Origin of the sequence: Sphingomonas sp. BK235 (genome assembly GCF_004345855.1) — a bacterium.
GTDB lineage: Bacteria > Pseudomonadota > Alphaproteobacteria > Sphingomonadales > Sphingomonadaceae > Sphingomonas.
This window is the reverse complement of the sequence record NZ_SLXN01000001.1, coordinates 806,481-827,934: the sequence shown is the minus strand read 5'-3', so window position 1 is coordinate 827,934 and position 21,454 is coordinate 806,481. Positions and strand designations below refer to the sequence as shown.

The window sequence follows — 21,454 nt, the reverse complement described above, 5'->3', positions numbered from 1 at the left end:
CGCGCTTGAACGTGCGACAAGGCCCCCCTCGCCCCCATCACCGCATTGCTCGGTTGACCTTACGCAACTTCCTGCGAAAGCAGGGCCACGACCCTGCCGGCGCGTACCCGCGCGGCGACCAGCGCGACCCCGAGCGTCGCGACGGAGAGAGACATGACCGAGATCGAATGGTGGGAATATGACGACGCGGCCGAGCTGGCCGACGCCGTCGCGGGCGACATCCAGTTCGTCATCGAGAGCGCGATCGACGCGCGCGGCTCGGCGGTGATCGCGCTGGCAGGCGGCAAGACCCCCCTGCCCGCCTATGAGAAGCTGGCGCAGGCCAAGCTCGACTGGAAGCGCGTGACGATCATCCCCGGCGACGAGCGCATCGTCCCGCTCGGCGACCCGCTCTCCAACGTCACCGCGCTGGGCAAGATCTTCATCCCCAAGGGCGCGCGCGTGATGCCGATCGTGCCCAAGGCGACCGACGATTATAAGGCCGCGGGCCGCTCCGCCGACGCGCTGATGCAGGACCTGCACTGGCCGCTCGACCTGTGCCTACTCGGCGTCGGCGGCGACGGCCATACCGCCTCGATCTTCCCCGGCCCCGATTATGACGAGGCGCTCAACGGGCCCAAGGAGCGCCGCGCGCTGGGCGTCATGCCCGATCCGCTGCCGCCTGAGGCGCCGGTGGCGCGAGTCACGCTCAGCCGTCAGGCGATCGCCACCGCGCGCGCGCTGATGATCGCGGTGACCGGCGATGCCAAGCGCAAGGTGATCGAGGACGCCATCAAGGAGGGCGCAGGCTCGCCCTATCCGATCGGCCGCGTGCTCGCCGACGTCGAGCTGCCCGTCGACATCCACTGGGCCGCCTGAGTCCACCGCCGAATACGTATTCCGACCTCGCGGGACTTGAGTGCGGCAGGCCCCTGCCGCACAACCGCGCCGCCGCGCGACGACCCGCCCGAGCCGAAGGTTAGCAGCATGAATCCAGCCGTCAGCGCCGTCACCGACCGGATCATCGAGCGCTCGCGCCCGACCCGCCAGACGTATCTCTCGCTGATCGAGCGCGAGCGCGAGGGCTGGATCGGCCGCCCGCGGCTCGGCTGCGCCAATCTCGCGCACGCTTATGCCGGCACGCCCGAGGACCGCGAGGCGATGACGACGCGGCACGAGGCGATGAACATCGGCCTCGTCACCGCCTATAACGACATGCTCTCCGCGCATGCGGTCTATTACCGCTACCCCGAGCAGATGAAGGTGTGGGCGCGCGAGGTCGGCGCCACCGCGCAGGTCGCGGGCGGCGTGCCTGCGATGTGCGACGGCGTGACGCAGGGCTATGCCGGGATGGAGCTGTCGCTGTTCAGCCGCGACACGATCGCGCTCAGCACCGCGGTGGCGCTGAGCCACGGCACGTTCGAGGGCGCCGCGCTGCTCGGCATCTGCGACAAGATCGTGCCCGGCCTGCTGATGGGCGCGCTGCGCTTCGGTCATCTGCCGATGATCCTGATCCCCGGCGGCCCGATGCCCTCGGGCCTGCCCAACAAGGCCAAGGCGGCGGTGCGCGAGCGCTTCGCGACCGGCGACTGCGGGCGCGAGGAGCTGCTGGAGGCGGAGATCGCCGCCTATCACACGCAGGGCACCTGCACCTTCTACGGCACCGCCAACACCAACCAGATGATGATGGAGGTGATGGGGCTGCACATGCCGGGCGCCGCCTTCGTCAATCCCGGCACCAAGCTGCGCCAGGAGCTGACCCGCGCCGCGGTTCACCGGCTCGCCGCGATCGGCGTGCACGGCGACGATTACCGCCCGCTCGGCGCCTGCGTCGACGAGAAAGCGATCGTCAACGCCGCGGTCGGGCTGCTCGCCACCGGCGGCTCGACCAACCACCTGCTCCACCTCCCCGCGATCGCGCGCGCCGCGGGCATCGTGATCGACTGGGAGGATTTCGACCGGCTCTCCGCCGCGGTGCCGACCGTCGCGCGGGTCTATCCCAACGGTTCGGCCGACGTGAACGCGTTCGAGGCGGCCGGCGGCATGCCCTTCGTGATCCGCGAGCTGATCGGCGCGGGCTATCTCCACCGCGACCTGATGACCGTAGCTGGCGACGATCTTGCCGCCTATGGCGAGCGCCCGGTGATCGAGGGCGAGCGGCTGACGTGGCAGCCAGTGCTGGCGAGCGGCGACGAGACGATCCTGCGCCCCGCCGACCGTCCCTTCTCGCCAGACGGCGGGATGCGCATCCTTCAGGGCAATATCGGTCGCGCCTGCATCAAGGTGTCCGCGGTCGAGCGCGAGCGCTGGGTGGTCGAGGCCCCCGCGCGCGTCTTCGCCGACCAGCTCGAGGTGCTCGCCGCCTTCCGCAACGGCGAGCTCGAGCGCGACGTGGTCGTCGTGGTCCGCTTCCAGGGGCCGCGCGCCAACGGCATGCCCGAGCTCCATAAGCTGACCCCGCCGCTGGGCGTGTTGCAGAACCGCGGCTTCAAGGTGGCGCTCGTCACGGACGGGCGCATGTCGGGCGCGAGCGGCAAGGTGCCGTGCGCGATCCACTGCTCGCCCGAGGCGCTGGGTGGGGGCGCGATTGGGCTGATCCGCGACGGCGACCTGATTCGGGTCGACGCCGAGGCGGGCACGCTCACCGCGCTGGTCGACGCCGACGAATGGACCGCGCGCGCGCCCGCCGCGGCGCCCCCGCCCGCCAGCGGCATGGGACGCGAGCTGTTCGGCCTGTTTCGCGGGCTGGCCGACGAGGCGGAGAAAGGTGCCAGCGCGATACTGGCGGGCGCCGGATTGTAGTAGCGAAGGGCCCTCTCCCGCGGGAAGAGGGTCGCGAGCGCGGCACCGCGATACGCGGTGACCGGCGGCCCGCGCGGCGGGGAGAGGGAGAAGAGCATGCAGATCGTATCGGTGGACATCGGCGGCACCCACGCCCGCTTCGCGATCGCCGAGGTCGACCAGGGCCGCGTCCAGTCGCTCGGCGAGCCGGTGACGCTCAAGACCGCCGAGCACGCCAGCCTCCAGACCGCCTATGAGGCGTTCCGCGCGCGCCAGGGCGGCACGCTGCCCCCCGCCGCCGCGATCGCGGTGGCCTCGCCGATCACCGGCGACGTCATCCGCCTGACCAACAATCCCTGGGTGATCCGCCCGTCGCTGATCCCCGAGCGGCTCGGCGCCGAGCAATGGACGATCATCAACGACTTCGGCGCGATCGGCCATGCCGTGGCGCAGCTGCCCGCGAACGATTTCGAGCATCTCTGCGGCCCCGACACCGATCTGCCGGGCGACGGCGTCACCACCGTCTGCGGTCCCGGCACGGGGCTGGGCGTGGCGCAGGTGTTCAAACGCGACGGGCGCTATTGGGTGCTGCCGACCGAGGGCGGGCACATGGACTATGCCCCGCTCGACGGCATCGAGGACGCGATCCTCAAGCGGCTGCGCAAGACCTACACGCGCGTCTCCGCCGAGCGGATCGTCGCTGGCCCGGGCATCGTCGCGATCTACGAGACGCTCGCCGAGCTCGAGGGCCGCGCGGTGCTGCGCCGCGACGACAAGGCGATCTGGACCGAGGCGCTGGAGGGCACCGATTCGATCGCGCTCGCCGCGCTCGACCGCTTCTGCCTCGCGCTCGGCGCGGTGGCGGGCGATCTCGCGCTGGCGCAGGGCGCGCAGGGCGTGGTGATCGCGGGCGGGCTCGGGCTGCGGATCAAGGACAAGTTGCTGCGCTCGGGCTTCGACCAGCGCTTCGTCTCCAAGGGCCGGTTCCAGTCGATGATGGCGGCGATCCCGGTCAAGCTCATCACCCATCCCCAGCCCGGCCTGTTCGGCGCCGCGGCGGCTTTCGCGCAGGAGCATCAGTGAGACCATGAGCGACATCGAGACCGTGATGCGCACCAGCCCGGTGATCCCGGTGCTGGTGATCAAGGACGCCGCGCAGGCGCGCGGGCTGGCCGAGGCCTTGGTCGCCGGCGGGCTCAAGGTGCTGGAGGTGACGCTGCGCACCCCCGCCGCGCTCGACGCGATCCGCGCGATGAAGCAAGTGCCCGGCGCGATCGTCGGCGCCGGCACCGTCGTCACCGCCGAGCAGGTGGCGCAGGTGAAGGACGCGGGCGCCGAGTTCATCGTCTCGCCGGGCCTGTCGCAGAAGCTGGGCGAGACCATCCTGGCGAGCGGTATCCCGTGGCTGCCCGGCGTCGCCACCGCCGGCGACATCATGCGCGGGCTCGACATGGGTCTGTCGCACTTCAAGTTCTTCCCGGCCGAGACGAGCGGCGGGATCAAGGCGCTGAAGGCGCTGGCGGCGCCCTTCTATCAGTGCCGCTTCTGCCCGACCGGCGGCATCACCGAGGCGAGCGCGCCCGACTGGCTCGCGCTCGATCCGGTGCTGTGCGTCGGCGGCAGCTGGGTGACCGAGGGTACTTTGCCCGAGATCGAGGCGCGCGCGCGGGCGGCGGCAGGTCTGGCGCGGTAGGGCGGTCTGGGGGTGGCGGTAGGCGGGAGGCGTGGTCGCAATTGGAGCCCCCGCGCCCTCCCGCCGTCGTCCCGTGCCCTCCCGCCGTCGTCCCGTGCCCTCCCGGCGTCGTCCCGTGCCCTCCCGGCGTCGTCCCGTGCCCTCCCGGCGTCATCCCGGACTTGTTCCGGGATCCACTGACCCACGCACTCAGGCGCGGGTGGATACGCGGCACCGTGGATCCCGGAACAAGTCCGGGATGACGGAAGTGAGAGTGGAGAGGTCGCGCCCCTCACGGCGTCTATCGTGTCCCACAGGGGCGCTCACCACGCGCCGCTCCCTCAGCCGCGGCGCCCCCCTCACTCGCGCCCGATCAGCCGCCGCGCGATCCGGTCCGCCACCTCGGCGGTCGGGTCACCCGTCGCCGCGGCCTCGTCCCACACCTGATCGAGCCGGCCCGGGATCTGCGCGATCCGCGCCATCACCTCGGCCTCGTCGCCGTGGCCGAGATACTCCAGCCCGACGTTGATGATCCCGCCCGCGTTGATGACGTAATCGGGCGCGTAGACCACCCCTGCGTCATGGAGACGCCGCCCGTCCGCCGCGGTGGCGAGCTGGTTGTTGGCACCGCCCGCGACGATCTTCGCCTTGAGCGCAGAAATCGACTGTTCCGTCAGGATCGCGCCGAGCGCATTGGGGCTGACGATGTCGACATCGGCGCTCAGGATCGCGTCGGGCGCCACCACCGTGGCCCCCAGCTCGGCGGCGAGCCGCTCGGCGCGCGCCTGGTCGACGTCGGCGAGCGTCAGCACCGCGCCGTCGCGCGCGAGCAGCTTGGCGAGCCCGCCACCGACCGAGCCGAGCCCCTGGATCGCGACCCGCACGCCGCGCACGTCGCCGCTGCCGAGCCCACGCTTGGCGGCGGCGCGGACGCCGAGATAGACGCCGTGCGCGGTATACGGCCCGGGATCGCCACCCGCCGCGCCCTGCGCCACGGGAAGGCCGGAGACGTAGCGCGTCTCCTCCGCGATCACCTTCATCCGCGCCTCGGACATGCCGACGTCCTCCGCGGTGACGTAGCGCCCGCCGAGCGACTCGACCGCGCGGCCGAAGGCGCGCAGCTGCGCCTCGCTGATCGCCTCGCCCGGCCGCGACGCGAGCACCACGCCCTTGCCGCCGCCCAGCGCGAGACCCGCCATCGCGTTCTTGTAGCTCATCCCGCGCGACAGCCGCAGCGCGTCGGTCAGCGCGCGCGAATCATCGGCATAATGCCAGAAGCGCACCCCGCCCGCCGCCGGCCCGAGCGCGGTGGAATGGATCGCGACCACCGCCTTGAGCCCGGAGGCCGGATCGGCGAACAGGTGGAGCCCTTCATGGGCGTCGAAATCGGGATAGTCCCACAGCGAGGTCATCACGCCTCCGTCAAGCGCAGCAGAATATTACCGCGAAGCGCAATATTCGTAGCCGGCGGCCGACGCCAGCGCGAAATGCAGAGGGAGATGATGGGGCGATCGACGGGACTTGAACCCGCGACCCTCGGTACCACAAACCGATGCTCTAACCAACTGAGCTACGATCGCCGCGAAGGCCGGTCCCCTAGCGGGGCGCGTGGCCCCTCGTCAAGGCGCTCAGAATCTTCCTTCCACCGCGAAGGTGCGCGCCGCGCCATTGGCGACGAAGCCGCCGGCGTCGAGCCGCGCCGCGATCGTCGGGTCGGTCGGCACCAGCGTCAGCTCGGCGCGGTAGCGGCCGTCGGGCCACAGTCGCAGGTTGACGCCCTCACCCGCGCCGCTGCTCAGCGGCAGCAGCAGCGCGCCCGCGTCGCAGCGTGCCGCGCCGCTGATCGCGCCGGGCAGCGGCTGGCCGAGGAACTGCCCCGACAGCGTCGCGCGGACGCGGCCCTCGGCCTGCTCGCACGCCGAGTCGACGAAGCGCACGGTGACGTCGTCGAGGTCGAGCGACGTCACGGGCAGCGGTCGGAAGGCGTTGCCGGGCGTCAGCGGCCCGCGCGCGCCGATGATCGCGGCGCGGTTGCGCGCCAGCTCGACCGTGCCGGACAGCTGCCGCGACGGATCCGCCCCCGCGCCCTCCAGCCCGATCCGGGCACGCCCGATCAGCAGCGCCAGCGGCGATACGCCGGCGTCGAGGTCGCCCAGCGCGATGTCGCCGAAGCGCGCCTCGACCAGCCGGCCCGACCACAGGCTGCCGGTCACCTCGCGTGCGGTGAAGCCCTGCGCGTCGAGCCCGGCCCAGCCAAGTGCCAGTCGCATCGGCAGGAAGGCTAGCACCGCCAGCACGAACAGCGCGATGAAGAGCGCGCGGCGCCCGGTGGCGAGACGGATCCGCATCACTCGCCCCGCTGGCGCAGGCTGAGCTGCGCGGTGACGCTGCCCGCGCCGCTGCCGGTGACGCTGAGCGAGTCGACCAGGATGCCCTCCTGCTCCAGCCCCGCGACCCAGCGCATCAGCGCCCCAGCGCGCGCGCTGGTGATCGAGGTGCGGACCTGATCCGGCGCGACCACGTCGAGCGAGGCCAAAGCGAAGCCCGCCGCATCGGCGCGCGCGCGCACCACGTCGGCGAGCGAGCCGCCGAGCGCGGTGGCGCCGCGGCGCTGGAGCGACTTCACCTGCGTGAGCCCGCTCTGCGCCGCGCCGAGCCGCACCACCGCGTCGGTGTAACGCGCGCGCGACGAGGATAGGCCGTTGCGCACCGGCAGGATCACCGCCGCCCAGATCAGCGTGACGACGAGCAGCACGACCATCACCGCGATCAGCCGCCGCTCGCGCAGCGAGCGCGACTCGAACCAGGCACGCGCGGCGTTCACGGCCGCACCGTCATGTCGCCGGTGAGCCGGTTGTTGGCCTGCTGGAACACGCTCGACTCCACAGTGAAGCCCGCGCCGGCGAGCCGCTGCTTGATCGTGTTGGCCTGCGCCTCGCCGGCGAGCGAGAGCGACACGCGCAGCGACCCGTTGGGCTCGAACTGGAGCGCGGTGACCTCGCTCTCCGGCACCGCGTCGACGATCGCGTAGACCGCCGCGGCGGTGCGGGTGAAGCCCTGCCCCGGCCCGCGCAGCCGCGTCAGCCGCTCGCCGAGGAGCCGCGACGAATCGCCCGCCCCGGCACCGCGCGGCAATGCCTGGCGCGCCACCGTGTCGGCCTGCGCCTCGATCGCGTCGGCGCCGAAGGAATAGCGCAGGATCCGCACCAGATCGATCGCCAGCGTGGCGAGCAGGATGCAGCCGACCAGCACCGCCATACGGCGCAGCAATGCCCAGTCGACCGCGCGCTGGCGGCGTCGCGCGAACGCCCCCTGGCGCAGGTCGATCGCCGGCACGGCGATCGCCGTGACCGCGGCATCGCGCACCGCGTCGCGCGCGAGCGGCGACGGGCGCTCGCCCGCGGTGATCAGCTCGGTGAGCAGCGGCTCGTCGGCCCAGCCGCTGGTGCGGCCGCGCACGACGCGCTGGCCCGGCAGGTCGGCGGCGACATAGCCTTCTTCCGGCGCGGGCAGCAGCAGCGGCGCGGGAAGGATCGCGCCCGGGTCGATCCCGGCCCGCGCGAGCGCCTCCAGCCACGCGCGCATCCGCGCCGGCGCGACCACAGCGATGGCCCGCGCCCCGTCGCGCTCCCCGCCGACCGCGACGTGAAGGTCGTGCGCGGGCTCGGCGGTGGCGTCGCTCACGACGACCCGCGCCGCGGCCAGCGCCTGCGCGGGCGAGCGCGCGGGCAGGTCGGCCCAGTGGAGCGTCACCGCGTCCGCGGGCGCGACCGCGATCACCGGCGCGGTCTCGTCCGGCGCGGGCACGCCCTCGCCCTCGCGCTCGACGCGGTCGTCGCGGATCCGCCACCAGCGCCACGGCTGGTCGTCGGCGGGGGGCAGGAAGAGGAGCGTGGCAGCGGTCATGACGCGTCTCCCCATTGCCGCGTCACGAGCCGCACGGGAAGGGTCCGCGCGTCGATCAGGCCCTGTTCGTGCAATTCCGCACTGCCCAGCGTCACATCGACGCGCAGCGCGAACCATATGGTCTTGACGCTGGTCGACTGGCGCGCCTCCACCTGCGACGCGCCGCCGCCCTGCGTGGACAGCTGGGTCCACATCTGGTCGACGCTCGACCAGCCGGTCGGCGGGCGGCGCAGCAACACCCCCTGCGCCGCCTCGACGCTGAGCGTGCCGTCCATCAGCATCGCCAGCAGCGGGGCCTGCTCCGGCAGCAAGGTGTTGACGTTGAGCACGTTGCGCTGCGCCAGCGGCAGCGCGCACAGATAGGGGCGCAGCGCGCGATAGATCTCGGGCGTGACGCCGCGCACCGCGCGCAGCTCGCTGACGTCCGCCATCAGCACGCCGGCGGTGCGATAGCCGCGATAGTCGCCGTCCTCGGCGCCGCCGGGCAGCGCGGCGTCGTCGCTGTCGATCCAGTCCGCCGCCGCGGCGGCGACGCGGTCGCCGTCGGGCACGCGCAGCACGCGCATCAGCGTCTGGAACTGCCGCAGCGAGGCGGGATTGAGCGCATAGGTCGCGTCCGCTTGGCGCGCGACCAGGCTGTTGAGGTTGAAGCAATTGGCCCCGTCGGTCACGCGTGCGGTGGCGGTGCCGCCGGGGATCGGCAGGCCGAAGGGGCGTCCGCTCCAGCCGCCCGCGAGCGCGACGCGATCGCGCGTCTCGCTCAGCAGGGCGGTGACGCGCGTCGTCGCCAGCGTCTCCGCGGCATAGGCATAACCCCGCGCCGCATCGAGCGCGACCGCGTTGGCGGCGAGCCGGGTCGAGAGCCGGAGCCGCTCCAGCGCGCTCGCGGCCATGACCGAGATCACCGCCACGAGCAGCAGCACGGTGAGCAAGGCGGCGCCGCGTTCACCGGAGCGCATCGCGGCCTCCCCCGGGGCTGGCCCCGGGGCTGGGCGGTGGCGAACCAGCGCCCGGCGCGCCGGCTCCCGCGCCGCTGCCGTCGTTGCTGGCCTCGCGGCCACCCGCGCCGCTCTCCTGCACGCGCCCCGCGCCGGTACCGACGAGGAACAGCAGCCGGTACAGCCGCGAGTCGGCGCGGGTCACCACCAGCTCGACCGCCTGGGGCAGCGCGGCGCGCGGGTTGCCCTGCCAGGTGTCGCTCCAGGCGCCGCGATAGCGGAAGCGCAGTTGCACCGTGCGCACGCGGTCGAGCAGCAACGCGGGCGGCAGCGCCGCCGCACCGTCGAGCGCCGGATAGGCGACCCGCTCGAGGCCGTCGCCTTCGAGCCGATATTCCACCTTCTGCAACTCCGCGCGCGGGGCCTGATCGGGGTTGCTCCAGCCGGCGCGGACCAGCCGCAGCAGCGGCGTCGCGGCGGCGTCGCCGCTGAAGGCGGGCAGCAGCACGCCGTTCACGTCGCGCGTGTTGCGATCCTGCGCCTGGGCGAGGTCGGCGGTGAGGATCGAGGAGAGGCGGCTCAGCGCGCCGGTGTCGTCGAGCGCGACCGCACTGGCGCCCTGCGCGCGCACGCTGAAGGCGAGCAGCGCGACGCCCGCGGCCGCGATCATGCCGAAGATCATCAGCGCGATCATCACCTCGACCAGGGTGAAGCCGGCGTCGCGGCGCGCGTTCATCCCGCCACGTCCACCGACAGCGCGGGCGCTGGCGGGCGCACCATCGTCATGCGGCCGAGCACCGCGCCGCCGGGATCGCTGACGCTGACGTCGACCCGCATGACGTCGCCGTCGCCGAGCGGCTGTACCTCGCGCACCCAGGTCCAGGCGCGGCCGCCGTTCTGTTCTACCCCGCTGCTGCGCCCGCGCACCGGCGGCTCGGCGTCGGTCACCGCCTCGATCGCGACGTTGCGCGCCACCGCCTGCGCCAGCAGCGTGGCGGAGAGCGCGCCGGTCGAGCGGATCGTCTGCCCCTCCAGCCGGATCAGCGCGAGCGCGGCGAGGCTGAACACCGCCAGCGCCACCATGATCTCGATCAGCGTGAAGCCGCGCTCAGCCCGCGACATGCGCGCGCCCGTCGGGCTCGATCACGACGTCGGTGCGCGCGCCCTCGCGCGTCAGCGTGATCGTCAGCGGGCGGTCGGCCAGCCCGGTGGTGTCGAAGATGACGCGCTCGCGCACCAGCCCCGCCGCCGCGGTGCCGGGGCGCCACTGCTCGACCCCGAGCGGCGGCTCCATGGGCGACCAGCGCCCGCCGCGCCACTGGTCGAAGCCGTAGCCGGTCTCGGTCACCCACAGGCTGACGGGACGCGACTCGACGATCGCGGCGTCATGCGCGCTGCGCGCGCGGACGGCGAAGCGCGCCGCCTCGTCGGTGAGCCGGCCGCGCGTGTCGGGCATGGCGAGCACCGCCGCGGCCGAGGCGAGGCCGATGACGGTGATCACGACCATGAGCTCGATGAGGGTGAAGCCGCGCGTGGTGAGGTGCTCTGGAAGGCTCGCGCCCGGCGCGTTTGTCTCGACGGCTGACCTGCCCCCCACCGTCATCCCGGACTTGTTCCGGGATCCACCGTTCCGCAGGAATCGCGGCTCCGGGATGCGCGGACGGGTGGATCCCGGAACAAGTCCGGGATGACGGACGTGTGTGAGGAAGGCGCGGATCTTCCGCGCGAGACGCCCGCGACGCCCGCGATGCGCGCCTTGCGCCGCGACCCGAATCGGCCCGCGCTTACTGCCAGGAGCCGATATCGGCATCGATCCCCTCGCCGCCGTCCTTGCCGTCCGCACCCAGGGTCCACACGTCGGCGGCGCCGTGCTGGCCCGGCGAGGCGTAGAGATAGTCGCGGCCCCACGGGTCCTTGGGCAGCTTCTTGACGTAGCCGCCGGCCTGGTAGCGCGCCGCGTCGGCGCCCGCGGGCGCGGTCACCAACGCCTGGAGGCCCTGCGACGTCGTCGGGTAGCTGCCGATCTGCAGACGATAGAGCTCCAGCCCCTGCTCGATCGTGGCGATGTCGGCCTTGGCCTTCTGGATTCGCGCGGTGTCGCCCGAGGGCAGCACGTTGAGCGCGACGATCGTGGCGAGCAGGCCGATGATCACGATCACCACCATCAGCTCGACGAGGGTGAAGCCGTTCTTCTTCTTGCGGCGCTGGGTCTGTTCGTTGTGCATCTTAGGGTCTCACTGGCCGGCCAGGGTGTTGAGCTGGAGGATGGGGAGCAGGATCGACAGCACGATCGTGGCGACGATGGCGCCCATCACGACGATGATCAGCGGCTCGAGCAGCGACAGCGCGGTGGCGGTGAAGCGGTCGAACTCGCGCTCGAGATAGTCGGCGGCGCGCTCGAGCATCTCGTCGAGCCGCCCCGCCGCCTCGCCGCTCGCGGCGAGATACACGAGCAAGGGCGGGAACACGCCGGTGCGCCGCATCGCGGTGGAAAGGCTGCCGCCGCCGCGGATCGACTCGGTGATCTCGTCCGACGCCGCCTTGAGTCGGCGGTTGTGGATCGTGCCCGCGGTGAGCGTCAGCCCTTCGAGCAGCGGCAGCCGGCTCGCCACCATGGTGGAAAGCGTGCGCGCGATCCGCGCGGCGTGCAGGTCGCGCAACAGCCGACCGATCAGCGGGACGCGCAGCAGCCAGGTGTCGAAGGCGAGCCGGATCGGCGGCTGGCGCAGCGCGACCACGGCGCCGCCGACGGCCGCGACCACGATCAGCAGCAGCAGCCACCACCAGCCGACCAGCAGGTCGGACAGCGCGATGATCATCCGCGTGAGTAGCGGCAGCTCCTGCCCGACGGTGTCGAACTGCTCGACCACCTGCGGCACCACGAAGGTCATCAGCGCGATGACCACGCTGAACGCCACCGCCGACAGCACGCTGGGATAGGCCATCGCGGTGAGCAGCTTGCCGCGGATCTCCGCCTGCCGCTCGAGCAGGGTGGAGAGCCGCTCCATGATCTCGGGCAGCGTCCCCGAGCTCTCGCCCGCGGCGACCATCGCGCGGTAAAGCGGCGGGAAGCTCTTCGGCTCGCGCGCCATCGCGTCGGCGAGCCGGCGACCCTCGACCACGCCGGTATGGACGGTCTGGACGATCGCGCGCACGCTCTCCTGCTCGGTCTGGCGCGTGATGGTGCGGAGCGACTCCTCCAGCGGCGAGACGCGGTTGAGCGTGGCGAGCTGGCGCGTGAAGAGCGTCAGCTGCTTGCCCGACATCTTGGTGCGACCGAGCTCGAGCCCGAAGAGCGGGCGCTGCCGCGTCGCGGGGGCGCTGCCCGGCTCGAGGCGGACGACGTAGAGGCGGCGGCGGTCGAGCGTCGCGCGCGCGGCGGCGAGATCGGCCGCGGCGACATGCCCGCGCGTCTCGTTGCCGCGCGTGTCGATCGCGAGATAGTCGAAGTCAGCCATGGCGGCCGATCCGGCATTGGGGCAGGCGCTCGCCGGGACGCAGCGCCCCGCCCTCTCTCCTACCGTCATCCTCGCGCAGGCGAGACGTCTGCGAAACTGCTGCACCGCCGTCATCCCGGCCTTGAGCCGGGATCCATGGTGCCGAAAAAAACAACGGCTTAGGCGTGCGCGGCCCGATGGATCCCGGGTCAAGCCCGGGATGACGAGAAGGTCTCGCAGAGGTCGCGCGCCGGCAGGGATCCATATACGCTGATGTCGCGACTTTATCGCGACGGTCCGCGCGTCTGGATCCCCGCCTGCGCGGGGATGACGGAGTGAGTGCGAAGCGAGGCACCCCATCACGCATCGGTGATCGCCACCTCGGCGGCGTCGGCATTCTCGCTACGCGACACGCGCACCGCTTCCTCCGCGGTGGTCTGGCCGTTCTCGACCAGCCGGCGCGCCGCGATCGCGAGCGTGTCGCCGGTGGCGAAGGCGTGGCGCGCGATCGCGTCCTCGTCGCCGCCCTCGTTGATCATGCGGCGCACGACCGCGTCGACGCGCACCGCCTCGAACACGCCGATCCGGCCGCGGAAGCCCGTGCGGTTGCACTGCTCGCAGCCGACCGCCTCGTAGACGGTCGCGCCCGGATCGACGCCGAGCAGCGGCGCCACCGTCTCGCTCGCGCGCACCGCGCGGCGGCAGTTGGTGCACAGCCGCCGCACCAGCCGCTGCGCGATCACCGCGCGCAGGGTCGAGGCGAGCAGGAACGGCTCCACCTTCATGTCGCGCATGCGCGTGATCGCACCGACCGCGTCGTTGGTATGGACGGTGGAGAGCACGAGATGCCCGGTGAGCGAGGCCTGGACCGCGATCTCGGCGGTCTCGCGGTCGCGGATCTCGCCGACCATCACCACGTCGGGGTCCTGGCGCAGGATCGCGCGCAGACCGGCGGCGAAGGTGAGCCCGACCTTGCTGTTCACCTGCGTCTGCCCGACCCCCTCCACCGCATATTCGACCGGGTCCTCGACCGTCAGGATGTTGCGGCTGCCGTCGTTGAGCAGCCGCAGCGAACCGTAGAGCGTCGTCGTCTTGCCGCTGCCGGTCGGTCCGGTGACGAGCACGATACCGTTGGGCTCGGCGATCACCTCGCGCAGCAAAGCGTACATCGGCGCGGTCATGCCGAGCGCGTCGAGGTCGATCCCCGCATTCTCCTTGTCGAGGATACGCAGCACCACGCGCTCGCCGGCGCGGCTGGGCAGGGTCGAGACGCGGACGTCGAGCAGCTTGCCGCCGAGCGTCAGCCCCATGCGCCCGTCCTGCGGCACGCGCCGCTCGGCGATGTCGAGCCGCGCCATCACCTTGATGCGGCTGACCACCACCGGCGCGACATGCGGCGGCATGCGCAGCGTCTCGCGCAGCACGCCGTCGATCCGCATCCGCACCACCAGCCCGGTCTCGTAGGGCTCGATATGGATGTCCGACACGCCGTTGCGCGCGGCGTCGGCGATGATGCCGTTGATCAGCCGGATCGCCGGGGCGTCGTCGGCGGTATCGAGCAGGTCCTCCGCGGTGGGCAGACCCTCGGCGAGCAGGTCGAGCTCGTCGCCCATGCCGACCGCGGCGGCGGCGGTGGCCTGGCCGTCCATCGCGTAATTGTCGCTGAGCAGGCGGTCGAACGCCGCGACCGGCACCACCGCCACGTCGAAGGCGCGGCCGAGCACGCGACGCACCTCGATCAGCGCGCGCGGGTCGGCACCCTCGCGCAGCGCGACCTTGGGCGTCCCGACCGTCCCGCCCTGATCGAGCACCACACCGAACTTGCGCGCGAAGGAATAGGGCAGCGCGGCAGGGGGTACGACGGCGGGCGGCACCGTCACCCCGTCACCGGGCAGCGGCAGCGGCGCTGCGGCGGCGTCGATCTCGGCTCCGGTGCGCACGATCACTGGCGCTTGCCTCCTCCGGGGATGACGGTGGTGGAGTTGCGATAGACCGGCACCGCCACGCGCGGGTCCTCGATGCTGCCGGGCTGGCCTGCCGGGGGCAGCGGCGGCGTCGCGCCCATATAGTCGCGCACCAGCGTGTCGATCGAGGGCTCGGACAGCGGCTCCTGCGCCGCCTGCTGGAGGCGGAGATAGCCGTAGCGCTGCTCGGTGACGCGGCGATTGTCGGCCGCGCTGCGGATCACGGTCGGGCGGATGAAGATCATCAGATTGGTCTTCGAGCGGCTCTTGGCGCGCGACTTGAAGAGGTTGCCGAGCAGCGGGATGTCGCCGAGCAGCGGGATCTTCTCGATCGTGCGGCGCTCCTCGTCGGAGAGCAGCCCGCCGATCACCCCGATCGCGCCGTCGTCGACGGTCAGCACCGTCTCGACCTCGCGCTTGTTGAGGATCAGGTCGGAGTTGTTGTTCGACACCGGCCCCGCGATCGAGCTGACCTCGAGGTGGAGGTTCATCTTGATCGTGCCCGAGGAATTCACCTGCGGACGCACGTCCAGCCCGATGCCGACATTCTGCCGCTGCGTGGTGCGGAAGGCATTGTCGAAATTGTTCGACAGCGCCTCGCCGGTGGTGATCGGGATCTCCTGGCCGACGAGCGTGTGCGCCTCCTGGTTGTCGATCGTCATGATCTGCGGCACCTGGAGCAGGTTCGACGTGTTGTCGCGCTTCACCGCGTTGATGATCGCGCCGAAGACGGTGCTGCCGATCTGCCCGCCGAAACCGCCGAACCCGCCCGACGAGCCGATGATCGAGCTGATCGCGGACTGGGTGAGCTGATCCGAGGCGCTATTGTTGGTGGTCACCTCCGTCCGCGTCCCGTCCGCGCCGATCGTGACGGTCCGACTGCTCCCCAGCTCGCGCGCGCCGATCGCGCCGGCGATCTGGAGGATGTTGGGCGCCGAGTTGCTGAAGGTCGATGCCGCGAAGGCGCCACCGTCGAGATTGCCCAGGATGAACTGCGCGCCGAGCTGGTTGACGGTCGAGTCCGACACCTCGGCGACGATCGCCTCGACCAACACCTGCTGGCGCCGCTGGTCGAGCTGCTTCACCACGTCGGACAATTGGCGCTGGATGTCGGCGGGCGCGGCGATCACGATCGCGTTGGCACCGGCATAGCGGGTCACCACCGCCGCAGTGCGGTTGCCCTGCCCGGTAATCGCGGCCTGCTGCGGCTGACTGCCCGACTGCTGCGTCGTCGATTGCGTCGGCCGCGAGCGCGTCGCCGGCTGCGGCGTCGCGCCGACGCCGGTCGAGCCGGTGCTCGAGCTGCTCAGCCCCGAGCGGGTGAGCGCCTGCTCCTCGATCGCGTCGGGCGCCTGGCCGACGAGCTGCTGGAGCACCGGCAGCAGCTGGTTGGCGTCGGCATTCTCCAGGAAGACGACGCGGATCTCGGTGGCGTTGCGCGCGCTCTGGTCGAGCTCGCGCGCCAGTGCCGCCAGCCGCGCGACGGTCTGCGGGTCACCGCGCAGCGCCACCGCGTTGGAGCTCTCGATCGCCACCGCCGAGGCGCCGCCCGCCGCCGCGGCGGCGCCGCCCGCGCCACCGCCGCCGATCAGGCCCTGGAGCGCGGTCGCGACCTCGCTGGCGCGTGCGTTCTTGAGCGGGATGATGCGCGTCGCCGACGTGTCCGAGTCGATCCGCCGCACCACCTCGCGCACGCGCCGGACGTTGTCGGCGAAATCGACCACCACCAGGCTGTTGCCGCCGCGGTTGGCGGTCACCGAGCCCTGCGCGCTGACCAGCGGGCGCACGGTGTCGACCGCCTGCGCGGCGTCGACCGAGCGCAGCCGGATGATCTCGGTGACGAGCTGGTTGCGCGGCGCGCCGGCGAGGCCGATCCGCCCCGGCTGGCTCGCCGCATTGTCGATCGGCTGGACGCGGAAGGCGCCGTTGGCGCTCGGCACCGCGACCAGGCCGTTGGCGCGCAGCGTCGAGAGGAACACCTCGAGATATTCGGAGCGCGACAGCGGCCGGTCGGTGACCACGGTCACTTTGCCCTGCACGCGATTGTCGATGATGAAGGTGCGCCCGGTCACCTTGGCGGCGTCGGCGATGAAGGCGCGAATGTCGGCGTCGCGCACGTTGAGCGTGGTCTGCGCGAGCGCGGGCTGCGCCGCGGCCGCGAGCGCGAGGGGAGCGAGGAGGACGTGGGGACGCTTCATCATTTTACCGGAATGGAGAGGGCGACGGTCTGGCCGTTGCGCTGGACGGTGACCGGGACCGCGCCGCCGGGGGCGCGCTCGCGCGTGAACTGGTCGAGGTCGGCCGGGCCGGACACCGGACGACCCGCGACCTGGGTGACGACGTCGCCGTCGCGCAGCCCCGAGGCGCGGAAAGCGTTGCCGCCCTGCCCGCGCACCGTCAGCCCGACGACGCGGCCGCCCTCGATCTGCGGGATGGCGGTGATGTCGGTGCGCAGCCGGTCGGGCGACATCGCGCCGCCCTCACCGTCGGAGAAACGCGGCAGGGCGGGTGCGCGGCCGGATGTCGCCACCGGCGGCTCGGGCGCCTCCGCCGAGGTCGCGGCGGGCGGCGCTGGCGCGGGCGACGGCTGGGTCGATTGGTCGAGGAACAGGTCTTCGCGCTGCCCGCCGCGCTCAAGCGTGACATGATCGAACGCCACCGCGCGCAGCACCACGCCGGGCGCGACCTCCTCGCCGACGCTGACGCTGCGTTGCAGCCCGTCGGGACCGGCGAGGATCGCCGCGCCGCGCGCCTGCGCACTGTCCATCCGCGTCCCGAACAGCGTCAGCTGGAGCGAGGTCACCACCGCCGGCCCCTGCGCCGCCTGCGCGCCGCTGACCCGGTAGAACGGATCGATGCTCGCCAGCACGCCGCCGGGATCGCTCGGGATCGTCGGCCCCGCCGGCACCCAGGCGCCGAGCGGCGACACCGGGGTGACGATCACCCACATCAACCGCGCGCATTGCACCGCGAGCCCTGCGAGCAACAGCAGCTCGACGGCCGAATAGGCGTTCACCACCGGCAAGCGCCGCAGGATCGCCCGCGCCCGGGCGTCGAACTTCAATCGCATGCGCTTGATGATACTCCCGCGTGCGCCGGCTTCTGCCACCCTGTTACATCGACGCCGACGACTTGTGTAATATTTCTGTGGCTGGTTCGCCTTGCCTTAAGTGGAATATAGCGCGGCCATGGCCAGCGACCCGATCATCGCGCGACTGAGCGCACAGCCCGGCATCCAGCGCGTCCCCTCCCCCAAGCTGACGCTCTTCATCCAGCGCGACTTCCTCGACGCGCGCGAATGCGCCGCGCTGATCGAGCGGATCGACGCCGACCGCCGCCCGTCGACCATCGCCGATCCCAACGGCGACACCGCCTTTCGCACCAGCGAGACCTGCGATCTGTCCGACGCGGATCCGCTCGTCGCCGCGATCAATCGCCGCCTCGCCGACGCGACCGGGCTCGACCCCGCGCACGGCGAACCGCTCCAGGGGCAGCGCTACGCGGTGGGCCAGGAGTTCAAGGCGCACACCGACTATTTCGAGCCGACCGGCGCCGATTTCGCGCGCTATTGCAGTGTTGCGGGCAATCGGACCTGGACGCTGATGGTATATCTCAACACCCCCGAGGCGGGTGGCGCGACGCGGTTCAAGGCGATCGACAAGACGATCCAGCCCGAACCGGGCAAGTTGATCGGCTGGAACAACCGACGTCCCGACGACACCCCCAACCCCGCGACGATCCATCACGGGATGAAGGTGCGCGCCGGGGTGAAATACGTCATCACCAAATGGTATCGCGAGCGACCCTGGGGCTGGTGAGCGCGACGGGCGCACGCGGCCGGCGCTGCATCGCGCCGGCCGCGCGCCCGATCAGAAGCTGACGCTCGCGCCCAGCGTGAACATGCGACCCAGCCGGTACCGGTTGATGTCGACCCGGTTGCCGCCGTCGAAGGTCTGGAACTCCTGATACTTGGTTCCGGTGAGGTTGCGCGCCTCGGCCTTGATCTCGACCTTCTGCCCGACCAGCTCGACCTGCTGGCGCATCACGAAGTCGAGCCGGATCCCCGGCTTCTCGATGATGTCGGGCTGGAAGCCCGAACCGTCGAGCAGCGACGGCCCGCGGTTGGTGACGCGCTCGCTGGCATAGTTGAACAGCAGCGTCGCCTGGGTGCCGTTGTCGGTATCCTCGTAGCCGAGCTGAAGGTTGACGAGATGGTCCGACTGGCCCGTCAGCGGCGCGCCGTCGCGGAACAGCGTCTGCGCGGGCGCGAAATTGGCCTGGCAGCCGCCGAGCGTCGTCCCCTCGAGCACGCCCGCCACGCAGGTCTGGTCCGCGGTGATCGCCGAATGGGTCCAGGTGTAATTGGCGATGATCACCGCGCGCTTGCCCGCCATGCCGTCGCCGAGGAAATCGAGCGGGACGTATTTCTGCGCCTCGATCTCCGCACCGTACAGCTTGGCGCGCGGCAGGTTGGTGAAGCCGGTCTGAAGCCGCGCGTCCGGCGTCGGGAAGAAGCCGACCTGCTCGATCGGATTGTCGATCCGCTTGTAGAAGCCCGCCAGCGTGATGCGCTGGTCGCGCGCGAAGAACCATTCGTAGCGCGCCTCGAGGTTATACAGCTCCGAATCCTTCAGCCGCGGGTTGCCGAAGAACAGTCGATCCGACTCGAAATCGCGGAACGCCTGCGGCGCGAGCTCGCGGAACTGCGGCCGCGCGATCGTCTTGGAGGCGGCGAGGCGAAGCTGCTGGTTGCTGGCGAAGTTCCAGGTGAGCGTCGCCGCCGGCAGGAAGTAATCGTTCTTGAGCCGGGTCGAGGTGGCGTTGATCGGGGTGACGCGCTGGGTCGCGGTCTCGTACCGCACGCCGATGATCGCGCGCAGACCGTCGAGCGCCTCGGCCTCGACCTGGGCATAGCCGGCATGGACACGCAGCAGCGCGTCATATTCGTAGGAGCCGTTCTGCCCCGCGTCGAAGCGCAGCTGCACCGCCGTATCGGCGGGGTTGCCCGCACCTGGGACCGGGCAGCCGTTCACCACGTCGGGCGAGAGCAGATAGTCGGGGCGCAGCAGGTTGCACGGGAACGGGATCGCGGCGCCGGTCGCGGTCTGATAGACGAACGGCAGGCGCGTCGAGGTACGGTCGTTCTCCGAGAAGTAATAGCCGGCCGAGACCGTCATCGGCCGCTCGCCCGGGATCTTGTAGGCGACGTCGGCCTGGCCCGAGTAGAGATCCTCGTTGAGCTCGCTGAACACCACGGTGGCGAAGCGATCGAACGCGTTGGTCGCCTGCCAAGCGCCGGGGCAGTTCACGCCGCGGTCGCTGATCGGCACGTCGCCGGTCTGGTTGGTCAGCCCGGTATTGCACAGATAGATGAACTGGCGCTCATAGGGCGAGTTGCGCTGCGTGTTGGCATAGGCGCCGCGCAGGTCGATCGACAGGTCGGTGACCGGCTTGAACTCGCCGACCAGCTGGGTCTCGATCAGCTTGCGCTCGAACCAGTTGGTGTTCTGCTGGAACAGCGGGTTGCCACTCGAATTGTTGTAGACGGTCGCGGCCGAGGCGCGGCCCTGCTTGAGCGTGTCGTGGATGTAGACGTTGGTCCAGCGCACCTTGTTCTCGCCGAACTCGGCGCCGAAGCCGAGCAACCCGTTCACCACCGCGCGATTGTCGGTGATGACGGTGTGGAAGTCGTTGCGCAGCGTGCCGTCGTCGCTGACCGTGTCCTGCTGCGTAGCGTCGCGGGTGCGCCAGGTGTTCGAGATCCCGACGCTGCCGATCAGCCCGACGCGCGTTCCGCCGACGTCCCCGGTCACGCCGAGGTCGAGGCTGCCCGAGTAATTGGCGGGGGTGTCGGTGTTGCGCTGGAGCAAGGTGGTGCGCGCGTTGGAGAGCTGGAGCACCTGCGCGCTCGGGATCACGCCATTGCCCTTGGGCGCCTGCTTGATGAAATCGGGAACGTTGCGCTCACCGCCGTCATAGCCGAGCCAGTCGGTGGTGGAGCCGAAATAAGTGTAGCCGAGCTTGCCGGTGGTCTGGGTGTCGATCCCGCCCGAGGCGCCGACGGTGAAGAAATTCTCGTCGGGGATCGCCTTGGTGGTCAGATTGATGACGCCGCCGCCGAACTCGCCCGGATAATTGGCCGAATAGGTCTTCTGCACCAGCGCCGAGCCGACGACGGTGGTGGGGAAGATATCGAGCGGCACGGTGCGGCGCAGCGGCTCGGGGCTCGGCAACGGCGAGCCGTTGAGCAGCGCCGAGGAGTAGCGGTCACCGAGACCGCGCACGAAGACATAGCCGTTACCGACCACCGACAGGCCGGTGACGCGGGTCAGCGCGCCGGCGATGTCGCCCTCGCCGGTGCGTGCGATGTCCGCGCTGGACAAGACGTTGACCACCTGCGCGGTGGCGCGGATGGTGTTGGGGATGTTGCGCCCGACCACGACGATGTCGCCGCCGCCGCTCGCGTCCAGCCCGGGAGCGGAGACCTCGGCCTGCGGCTCGTCGGCGCCCTGTTCGGTGCCGGGCGCGGCGGTGGCGGTGGCCTGATCCTGCGACGCGGGTGCGGCGTCGGGGTTGGTCGTCGTGCTCGTCGGTGGCGGGCCGGCGGGCGACGTGGTGGTGGGCGTGCCCGTCTGCGGCGCGACCTGTGCCAGCGCCGCGGGGGCGACCAGCACGGTCGTCAGGAGAAGGAGCGAGGCATAGGTGCGCTGGCGCATGGAAGGTTCCAGTCTGTTTCTATGAGCGGACCCGGGCCGCGCCGTGAGGCGCGCCCCGGGC

Annotated in this window: 19 protein-coding genes and 1 tRNA gene; 5 read left to right on the top strand and 15 right to left on the bottom strand. The window is 71.5% G+C overall.

The genetic code is table 11. From position 1 onward, the window contains the following. The first annotated feature begins 153 nt into the window (after nucleotides 1–153). The 4 genes from pgl to eda all read left to right on the top strand — a co-directional run bounded on the left by pgl (nucleotide 154) and on the right by eda (nucleotide 4,453). Nucleotides 154–858: a 6-phosphogluconolactonase gene (pgl, locus tag EV292_RS03815; protein WP_132907818.1), complete on the top strand. Its 705-nt coding sequence runs from the start codon at nucleotides 154–156 to the stop codon at nucleotides 856–858. A gap of 108 nt (nucleotides 859–966) precedes the next feature. Next, nucleotides 967–2,781 carry a phosphogluconate dehydratase gene (gene edd, locus EV292_RS03810; protein ID WP_132907817.1) on the top strand — a complete coding sequence of 605 codons (1,815 nt, stop codon included), beginning with the start codon at nucleotides 967–969 and terminating at the stop codon, nucleotides 2,779–2,781. Nucleotides 2,782–2,877: 96 nt separating this feature from the next. After that, on the top strand, nucleotides 2,878–3,843 hold the full coding sequence (glk, locus tag EV292_RS03805) for a glucokinase (RefSeq protein WP_132907816.1): 966 nt from the start codon (nucleotides 2,878–2,880) through the stop codon (nucleotides 3,841–3,843). A gap of 4 nt (nucleotides 3,844–3,847) precedes the next feature. Next, the gene (gene eda / locus EV292_RS03800; protein WP_132907815.1) at nucleotides 3,848–4,453 is read left to right on the top strand and encodes a bifunctional 4-hydroxy-2-oxoglutarate aldolase/2-dehydro-3-deoxy-phosphogluconate aldolase; all 606 of its coding nucleotides are present in this window, start codon (nucleotides 3,848–3,850) and stop codon (nucleotides 4,451–4,453) included. Between the two features lie 338 nt (nucleotides 4,454–4,791). Here eda and EV292_RS03795 read toward each other — a convergent pair whose 3' ends face one another. From EV292_RS03795 to EV292_RS03730, 14 genes are all read right to left on the bottom strand, one after another. Continuing rightward, on the bottom strand, nucleotides 4,792–5,844 hold the full coding sequence (locus EV292_RS03795; protein WP_132907814.1) for a Glu/Leu/Phe/Val dehydrogenase family protein: 1,053 nt from the start codon (nucleotides 5,842–5,844) through the stop codon (nucleotides 4,792–4,794). 91 nt (nucleotides 5,845–5,935) lie between these two features. Further along, nucleotides 5,936–6,012: transfer RNA gene (locus tag EV292_RS03790), tRNA-His, on the bottom strand. Nucleotides 6,013–6,060: 48 nt separating this feature from the next. Beyond that, nucleotides 6,061–6,780: a type II secretion system protein N gene (gene gspN, locus EV292_RS03785; RefSeq protein ID WP_207913326.1), complete on the bottom strand. Its 720-nt coding sequence runs from the start codon at nucleotides 6,778–6,780 to the stop codon at nucleotides 6,061–6,063. Next, nucleotides 6,780–7,256 carry a type II secretion system protein GspM gene (gspM, locus tag EV292_RS03780; RefSeq protein ID WP_132907812.1) on the bottom strand — a complete coding sequence of 159 codons (477 nt, stop codon included), beginning with the start codon at nucleotides 7,254–7,256 and terminating at the stop codon, nucleotides 6,780–6,782. The genes gspN and gspM overlap by 1 nt, the downstream gene beginning before the upstream one ends. After that, entirely contained in the window at nucleotides 7,253–8,338 is a 1,086-nt protein-coding gene (gene gspL, locus EV292_RS03775) for a type II secretion system protein GspL (RefSeq protein ID WP_132907811.1), read from the bottom strand. Before gspL ends, gspM begins: the two co-directional genes overlap by 4 nt. Then, nucleotides 8,335–9,297: a type II secretion system minor pseudopilin GspK gene (gene gspK, locus EV292_RS03770; protein WP_132907810.1), complete on the bottom strand. Its 963-nt coding sequence runs from the start codon at nucleotides 9,295–9,297 to the stop codon at nucleotides 8,335–8,337. Before gspK ends, gspL begins: the two co-directional genes overlap by 4 nt. Further along, nucleotides 9,284–10,012 (bottom strand): type II secretion system minor pseudopilin GspJ, encoded by a 729-nt coding sequence (gspJ, locus tag EV292_RS03765; RefSeq protein WP_132907809.1) that lies wholly within the window; start codon nucleotides 10,010–10,012, stop codon nucleotides 9,284–9,286. The genes gspK and gspJ overlap by 14 nt, the downstream gene beginning before the upstream one ends. Beyond that, the gene (gspI, locus tag EV292_RS03760; protein ID WP_132907808.1) at nucleotides 10,009–10,398 is read right to left on the bottom strand and encodes a type II secretion system minor pseudopilin GspI; all 390 of its coding nucleotides are present in this window, start codon (nucleotides 10,396–10,398) and stop codon (nucleotides 10,009–10,011) included. The genes gspJ and gspI overlap by 4 nt, the downstream gene beginning before the upstream one ends. Next, nucleotides 10,385–10,783: a GspH/FimT family pseudopilin gene (locus tag EV292_RS03755; RefSeq protein ID WP_243693583.1), complete on the bottom strand. Its 399-nt coding sequence runs from the start codon at nucleotides 10,781–10,783 to the stop codon at nucleotides 10,385–10,387. Before EV292_RS03755 ends, gspI begins: the two co-directional genes overlap by 14 nt. Before the next feature lie 277 nt (nucleotides 10,784–11,060). Then, the gene (gspG, locus tag EV292_RS03750; RefSeq protein ID WP_132907806.1) at nucleotides 11,061–11,501 is read right to left on the bottom strand and encodes a type II secretion system major pseudopilin GspG; all 441 of its coding nucleotides are present in this window, start codon (nucleotides 11,499–11,501) and stop codon (nucleotides 11,061–11,063) included. 9 nt (nucleotides 11,502–11,510) lie between these two features. Further along, nucleotides 11,511–12,734 (bottom strand): type II secretion system inner membrane protein GspF, encoded by a 1,224-nt coding sequence (gspF, locus tag EV292_RS03745; protein ID WP_132907805.1) that lies wholly within the window; start codon nucleotides 12,732–12,734, stop codon nucleotides 11,511–11,513. 338 nt (nucleotides 12,735–13,072) lie between these two features. Next, nucleotides 13,073–14,608 (bottom strand): ATPase, T2SS/T4P/T4SS family, encoded by a 1,536-nt coding sequence (locus EV292_RS03740; RefSeq protein WP_132908175.1) that lies wholly within the window; start codon nucleotides 14,606–14,608, stop codon nucleotides 13,073–13,075. Between the two features lie 47 nt (nucleotides 14,609–14,655). After that, nucleotides 14,656–16,875, bottom strand: coding sequence for a type II secretion system secretin GspD (gene gspD, locus EV292_RS03735; RefSeq protein WP_132908174.1), 2,220 nt, complete (start codon nucleotides 16,873–16,875; stop codon nucleotides 14,656–14,658). Continuing rightward, nucleotides 16,875–17,747 carry a type II secretion system protein N gene (locus tag EV292_RS03730; protein ID WP_132907804.1) on the bottom strand — a complete coding sequence of 291 codons (873 nt, stop codon included), beginning with the start codon at nucleotides 17,745–17,747 and terminating at the stop codon, nucleotides 16,875–16,877. Before EV292_RS03730 ends, gspD begins: the two co-directional genes overlap by 1 nt. Nucleotides 17,748–17,865: 118 nt before the next feature. On the opposite strand from EV292_RS03730, the gene EV292_RS03725 reads away from it, so the two are divergent. Continuing rightward, on the top strand, nucleotides 17,866–18,495 hold the full coding sequence (locus tag EV292_RS03725; protein WP_132907803.1) for a 2OG-Fe(II) oxygenase: 630 nt from the start codon (nucleotides 17,866–17,868) through the stop codon (nucleotides 18,493–18,495). 51 nt (nucleotides 18,496–18,546) lie between these two features. Here EV292_RS03725 and EV292_RS03720 read toward each other — a convergent pair whose 3' ends face one another. Next, nucleotides 18,547–21,393, bottom strand: coding sequence for a TonB-dependent receptor (locus EV292_RS03720; RefSeq protein WP_132907802.1), 2,847 nt, complete (start codon nucleotides 21,391–21,393; stop codon nucleotides 18,547–18,549). Between the last annotated feature and the right edge of the window lie 61 nt (nucleotides 21,394–21,454).

Coding starts and splice junctions, on each gene's coding strand:
- glk (WP_132907816.1), top strand. CDS start 2,878: ATGCAGATCGTATCGGTGGACATCGGCGGCACCCACGCCCGCTTCGCG.
- gspI (WP_132907808.1), bottom strand. CDS start 10,398: ATGTCGCGGGCTGAGCGCGGCTTCACGCTGATCGAGATCATGGTGGCG.
- gspL (WP_132907811.1), bottom strand. CDS start 8,338: ATGACCGCTGCCACGCTCCTCTTCCTGCCCCCCGCCGACGACCAGCCG.
- eda (WP_132907815.1), top strand. CDS start 3,848: ATGAGCGACATCGAGACCGTGATGCGCACCAGCCCGGTGATCCCGGTG.
- edd (WP_132907817.1), top strand. CDS start 967: ATGAATCCAGCCGTCAGCGCCGTCACCGACCGGATCATCGAGCGCTCG.
- gspK (WP_132907810.1), bottom strand. CDS start 9,297: ATGCGCTCCGGTGAACGCGGCGCCGCCTTGCTCACCGTGCTGCTGCTC.
- EV292_RS03795 (WP_132907814.1), bottom strand. CDS start 5,844: ATGACCTCGCTGTGGGACTATCCCGATTTCGACGCCCATGAAGGGCTC.
- pgl (WP_132907818.1), top strand. CDS start 154: ATGACCGAGATCGAATGGTGGGAATATGACGACGCGGCCGAGCTGGCC.
- EV292_RS03755 (WP_243693583.1), bottom strand. CDS start 10,783: ATGGTCGTGATCACCGTCATCGGCCTCGCCTCGGCCGCGGCGGTGCTC.
- EV292_RS03730 (WP_132907804.1), bottom strand. CDS start 17,747: ATGCGATTGAAGTTCGACGCCCGGGCGCGGGCGATCCTGCGGCGCTTG.
- gspJ (WP_132907809.1), bottom strand. CDS start 10,012: ATGAACGCGCGCCGCGACGCCGGCTTCACCCTGGTCGAGGTGATGATC.
- gspF (WP_132907805.1), bottom strand. CDS start 12,734: ATGGCTGACTTCGACTATCTCGCGATCGACACGCGCGGCAACGAGACG.
- gspN (WP_207913326.1), bottom strand. CDS start 6,780: ATGCGGATCCGTCTCGCCACCGGGCGCCGCGCGCTCTTCATCGCGCTG.
- gspG (WP_132907806.1), bottom strand. CDS start 11,501: ATGCACAACGAACAGACCCAGCGCCGCAAGAAGAAGAACGGCTTCACC.
- EV292_RS03725 (WP_132907803.1), top strand. CDS start 17,866: ATGGCCAGCGACCCGATCATCGCGCGACTGAGCGCACAGCCCGGCATC.
- gspD (WP_132908174.1), bottom strand. CDS start 16,875: ATGAAGCGTCCCCACGTCCTCCTCGCTCCCCTCGCGCTCGCGGCCGCG.
- EV292_RS03720 (WP_132907802.1), bottom strand. CDS start 21,393: ATGCGCCAGCGCACCTATGCCTCGCTCCTTCTCCTGACGACCGTGCTG.